The organism is Devosia geojensis, from assembly GCF_000969415.1.
In the GTDB taxonomy this organism is placed as follows: Bacteria; Pseudomonadota; Alphaproteobacteria; order Rhizobiales; family Devosiaceae; genus Devosia; species Devosia geojensis.
Genome location: NZ_JZEX01000158.1, coordinates 1 through 5,081, shown reverse-complemented (window position 1 = coordinate 5,081; position 5,081 = coordinate 1). Strand labels below are relative to the sequence as shown.

The following is a 5,081-nucleotide window of genomic DNA, read 5'->3' as shown; positions in this document are numbered from 1 at the left end:
CCACTGAACCACCCCCACCCTCATTCCCTCCCCTCAAGGGGGAGGGAGGCGAAAGAGCCGCCGGTTCCGTCGGACCTGGCAATACTCCAACCTGTCGGCTAGGTGTTCATCGAATCGAAGAAGTCGGAATTGGTCTTGGTCTGGCGCACCTTGTCCATCAGGAACTCCATGGCGTCGATCGTGCCCATGGGGTTGAGGATGCGGCGCAGCACGTACATCTTTTTCAGGATATCCGGCTCGACCAGCAGCTCTTCCTTGCGGGTGCCCGACTTGGTGATGTCGAGGGCCGGGAAGACGCGCTTGTCGGCGACCTTGCGGTCGAGGACGATTTCCGAGTTGCCGGTGCCCTTGAACTCTTCGAAGATCACCTCGTCCATGCGGCTTCCGGTATCGATCAGCGCCGTCGAGATGATGGTCAGCGACCCGCCGTCCTCGATGTTGCGCGCCGCGCCGAAGAAGCGCTTGGGGCGCTGCAGGGCGTTGGCGTCGACACCGCCGGTCAGCACCTTGCCTGAGGATGGCACCACGGTGTTGTAGGCGCGCCCGAGGCGGGTGATGGAATCGAGGAGGATGACGACGTCGCGCTTGTGCTCGACGAGGCGCTTGGCCTTTTCGATCACCATCTCGGCGACCTGGACGTGGCGGCTAGCCGGCTCGTCGAAGGTCGAGGAGATGACCTCGCCGCGGACCGAGCGCTGCATGTCGGTGACTTCCTCGGGACGCTCGTCGATGAGCAGGACGATCAGATAGCACTCGGGATGGTTGGTGGCGATCGACTGGGCGATGTTCTGCAGGAGCACCGTCTTGCCGGTGCGCGGCGGCGCGACGATCAGCGCGCGCTGGCCCTTCCCGAGGGGCGCGACGAGGTCGAGGATGCGGGCCGAACGGTCCTTGACCGTCGGGTCCGGCAGCTCGAGGCGCAGCCGCTCGTCGGGATAGAGGGGAGTGAGGTTATCGAAGTTGATCTTGTGGCGGACGTTCTCGGGGTCTTCGAAATTGATCGTGTTGACCTTCAAAAGCGCGAAATAGCGCTCGCCGTCCTTGGGGGAGCGGATCTGGCCTTCGACGGTATCGCCGGTGCGAAGGCCAAATCGGCGGATCTGGCTGGGGCTGACATAGATGTCGTCGGGCCCGGGCAAGTAGTTGGCGTCAGGGGAACGAAGGAACCCGAACCCGTCGGGCAGGACCTCGACCACCCCCTCGCCTGTGATATCCACCTCCTTGGCGGCCAGCTCCTTCAATATGGCAAACATCAATTCCTGTTTGCGCATGGTCGAGGCGTTCTCGACCTCGTGTGTCTCGGCGAACGCCAGGAGTTCTGCCGGAGACTTGGCCTTGAGCTCACTGAGCTTCAGATTCTGCATGTGGTGGATGACCCTTTAGGGAAATCGTGGGGAAGTAAAAGGCGGGAAAGAGGGGAAGGGGCATCGGACGGGCGACCGGTTGAGACTCGATCGCGCTCTTTCGACGATGCGTTGCCCTCACATAGCGTGGTGCACCGCCGGTTTCAAGGACGAAACCGGTGTGTGACGGCAAGATTCACGTGAAACGCATCAAATGCCGTTCGTCAAAACGGACGCACGATCACGGCGATGACGATGCCGATCATCAGGAGGGTCGGAATCTCGTTGATCATGCGGAAGTAGCGCGCCGGCTTGTCATTACGGTCCTCGGCAAAAGCCTTCGTGTGCCGCACGAGGAGCCCGTGATAGCCGGACATGGCGATGACCAGCACGGCCTTCACCCATACCCAGCCCTCGGCAAAGCTCACCGCCTGGAAGCCGATGACCATCCACAGCCCGAAGATCCAAGCGGCGATCATGGCGGGTGTGGTGATGGCGCGCAGGAGCCTGCGCTCCATCACCTTGAAGGTCTCGGACTGCTTGGAACCGATCTCGGCATCGGCGTGGTAGACGAAGAGCCGCGGCAGGTAGAAGAGCCCGGCCATCCAGGCAATGACGGAGATGACGTGAAATGCCTTGACCCATTCCATGGGTTTCCCCTCACCCGTTCCAGAGCATTTTCAGCAAAAGTGGTCGCCACTTTTGCGGTTCGAAAATGCGACAAACAAAAAGTGAGCTTTCCCGTCCTGACACCCGTCAGGACGGGAAAGCTCTGACGATGTCGACGAGCCGCTCCACGTGGGAAATCGGCGTCTCCGGCACGATGCCGTGCCCGAGATTGAAGATGTGCGGGCGATCCGCGAAAACCGAAAGAATCGCCCGCGCCTGATCTTCCATCTGCCGCCCGCCGGCGACAAGCCGCAAGGGATCGAGATTGCCCTGGACGGCGATGTCCTTCGGCACGGCCTTGTCGGCGAAGGCGGGGGGCGTCGCATAGTCGAGGCCGACGGCATTGACGCCGGTTCGCTCGACATATTCGCCGATCATGCCGGCGGCGCCGCGCGGAAAGCCGATGATAGGGGCATCGGGCACCCGGCGCCGCAGGCCCTCGACGATCCGCCGGTTGGGCTCGATCACCCGCTCGCGGAAGGCCGGCTCGTCGAGGTTGAGCGCCCAGCTCTCGAAGAGCTGCACCACGTCGGCGCCGGCCGCGAACTGGGCGGCGAGGTACTCGATGCTGGCTTCGACGAGGACATCGACCAACGCCGCGAACGCCTCGGGCTCGCGCAGGGCAAAGAGCCGCGCCGCGGCCTGGTCGGACGAGCCGCGCCCGCCGATCATGTAGGTGGCGACCGTCCAGGGCGAGCCGCAGAAGCCGATCATGGTCTTGGTCCGGGGCAGAGCCGCCTTCACCCGCTCGAGGGTCTCCAGCACCGGTGAGAGCCGCTCGACGACCCGTTCCGGCTTCAACGCGGCGATCGCTCCGGCGTCCACCGGATCAAGGAGCGGTCCCTCGCCCGTCTCGAAGCGCACCTTCTGGCCCAGCGCATCGGGGATGACGAGGATGTCGGAAAAGAGGATGGCCGCATCGAGCTCGAATCGACGCAAGGGTTGCAGCGTCACCTCGGCGGCGAGCTTTGGGGTGTAGCAGAGCTCGAGGAAGCCGCTGACCCCGGCCCTCACCTCACGGTACTCGGGCAGGTAGCGTCCGGCCTGGCGCATGATCCAGATCGGGGCGCGCTCCTGGCGTCGGCCCCTGACCGTCTCGAGGAGGATCTTGCCGCTTGCCCCGGTCACGCGGCTCGCTCCCGTCCAAACCGATAAAAAGAGTCTTCTTCTTTTATCTTTATCATCATGGCGGTGTTTTGCCCCAATTCATGGGCGCCCACAATCGCGCCGTCTCGCGGCAGAAGCGCACAGCGTCATGGTTAACGGGGTGTTAACAACCGTCGGGGGACATCGTCATCCTTCCGGCGCAAACGGGCGCGTTAACGGGCCGTTAACCATTCGACCCCTGGGGACGCACGCTGGGATGAGCCTGTTCGAATCTCCGCTCCCCGAAGCGCCGGCGAAAACGGGTTTTCCCCGCTCCTATCCATAGCCCTCAGCGAGTCAGCAGCGGGGTCGACCTGTTAACGCCTCGTTTACCAAGTCGAACAACTTGGCCGCTCGGCCAAAACCATCCTCCTAACGCACAAGGAGGGCTTGAGCTTGCGGGGACAGTGTGGAAAACCTTGATCCCATGCTGATCCTCGCCTCGCAGTCTGCCGCGCGCCGCGCCCTGCTCGCCGGGGCCGGGCTCGACTTCGCCGTCGAGCCGGCGGCTGTGGATGAACGCGCCATCGAGGCGCAGGCGGAAGCGGCGGGAGGCGATGCGCGCGACATCGCCCTGCTGCTCGCCGCCGCCAAGGCGAGGGCCGTCGCCGCCGCCCGCGACGGCGCGCTGGTCATCGGCGCCGATCAGACCTTGTCGCTCGGCCCGCGCATTTTCCACAAGCCCGACAGCATGGCGGCGGCCGCCGAGCAGCTCGATACCCTGCGCGGCAAGACCCATCGCCTGCACGCGGCCATCGCGCTGGCGCGGGGGGAAGCGGTGCTGTGGTCGCAGGTCGAAACCGCCGAGCTCACCATGCGCGAGTTTTCGCTCGAGGAGCGCGACGAGGTGCTTGCCCTCGAGGGCGAGGCGGTTCTCGGCTCGGTCGGCGGCTACCGGCTGGAAGGCCCGTCGATCCGCCTCTTTGCGACGGTCACCGGCGACTATTTCACCATTCTCGGCCTGCCGCTGCTACCGCTGCTGGCGGCGCTGCGCGAATTCGCTCCCGAGCTCCTTGCGAAAGCCCCCGCGTGACCACCAGAGCCTTCGTCATCGGCCACCCGATCGCCCATTCCCGCTCGCCCCTGATCCACGGCACATGGCTTGCCGAACACGGCATCGACGGCAGCTATGAAGCCATCGACGTGGCGCCGGATGCGCTGGAGGGGTTCGTTGCCCGCGTGCGACGGGGCGAATTTGCCGGCGGCAATGTCACCATCCCGCACAAGGAAGCGGTCTTCGCCCTCTGCGACGAGGTCGATCCGCTCGCCCGCCAGATCGGTGCGGTCAATACGCTGGTGATGCGCGACGGCAGACTCTTGGGCACCAACACCGACTATCTCGGCTTCCTCGGCAATCTCGATGCGGGCGCGCCGGGGTGGTCGCAGGGACTCGAGCGGGCGCTGGTCCTCGGCGCGGGCGGCGCGGCGCGGGCCATCCTCGTTGCCCTTGCCAGCCGCGGCATTCCCGTCATCCTCCTCAACCGGACGCGGGCGAGCGCCGACCGCCTCGCCGCCGAGATCGACGGCGACATCACCGTCGGCCAGCTCGACGATATCAACGCGGCCGCCCCGCTCGCCGGCCTCGTCGTCAACACCACCTCTATCGGCATGCACGGCAGCCGCTTCGAGACGTTCGACCTCGACATGCTGCGCCCCGATACCCTCGTCACCGATATCGTCTACGTGCCGCTCGAAACCCCGCTGCTGGCCGACGCGCGGGCGCGGGGGCTGAAAACCGTCGACGGCCTCGGCATGTTGCTGCACCAGGCGGTGCCGGGATTCGAGGCCTGGTTCGGCGTGCGCCCGCAGGTGACGCCGGCGCTGCGCGCGGCGGTCGAAGCGACATTGGGGCACTAGGGATGGGGACGATCATCTCCAGCTTCGCCGGCTGTGCCCCCCTCCCCCTTGAGGGGAGGGGGGCCC

5 protein-coding genes are annotated in these 5,081 nt (G+C 65.4%); 2 read left to right on the top strand and 3 right to left on the bottom strand.

All coding sequences use genetic code 11. The features are described 5' to 3' along the window. Window positions 1–98: 98 nt before the first annotated feature. The 3 genes from rho to hemE form a co-directional block, all read right to left on the bottom strand. Window positions 99–1,364, bottom strand: a complete 1,266-nt coding sequence (rho, locus tag VE25_RS18685) for a transcription termination factor Rho (RefSeq protein WP_046110184.1) — start codon at window positions 1,362–1,364, stop codon at window positions 99–101. A 203-nt stretch (window positions 1,365–1,567) separates the two neighbouring features. Beyond that, a complete protein-coding gene (gene hemJ, locus VE25_RS18680) occupies window positions 1,568–1,993 on the bottom strand; it encodes a protoporphyrinogen oxidase HemJ (RefSeq protein WP_046110183.1) in 426 nt (141 codons plus the stop codon). Window positions 1,994–2,099: 106 nt separating this feature from the next. Continuing rightward, the gene (gene hemE, locus VE25_RS18675; protein WP_046110182.1) at window positions 2,100–3,140 is read right to left on the bottom strand and encodes a uroporphyrinogen decarboxylase; all 1,041 of its coding nucleotides are present in this window, start codon (window positions 3,138–3,140) and stop codon (window positions 2,100–2,102) included. A 445-nt stretch (window positions 3,141–3,585) separates the two neighbouring features. Here hemE and VE25_RS18670 point away from each other — a divergent pair, with 445 nt between their 5' ends. Together VE25_RS18670 and VE25_RS18665 are read left to right on the top strand one after the other, a co-directional pair. After that, window positions 3,586–4,191: a Maf family protein gene (locus VE25_RS18670; RefSeq protein WP_046110185.1), complete on the top strand. Its 606-nt coding sequence runs from the start codon at window positions 3,586–3,588 to the stop codon at window positions 4,189–4,191. Continuing rightward, the gene (locus VE25_RS18665) at window positions 4,188–5,015 is read left to right on the top strand and encodes a shikimate dehydrogenase (protein WP_046110181.1); all 828 of its coding nucleotides are present in this window, start codon (window positions 4,188–4,190) and stop codon (window positions 5,013–5,015) included. The genes VE25_RS18670 and VE25_RS18665 overlap by 4 nt, the downstream gene beginning before the upstream one ends. The last annotated feature ends 66 nt before the right edge of the window (window positions 5,016–5,081 follow it).

Coding starts and splice junctions, on each gene's coding strand:
- rho (WP_046110184.1), bottom strand. CDS start 1,364: ATGCAGAATCTGAAGCTCAGTGAGCTCAAGGCCAAGTCTCCGGCAGAA.
- hemJ (WP_046110183.1), bottom strand. CDS start 1,993: ATGGAATGGGTCAAGGCATTTCACGTCATCTCCGTCATTGCCTGGATG.
- VE25_RS18670 (WP_046110185.1), top strand. CDS start 3,586: ATGCTGATCCTCGCCTCGCAGTCTGCCGCGCGCCGCGCCCTGCTCGCC.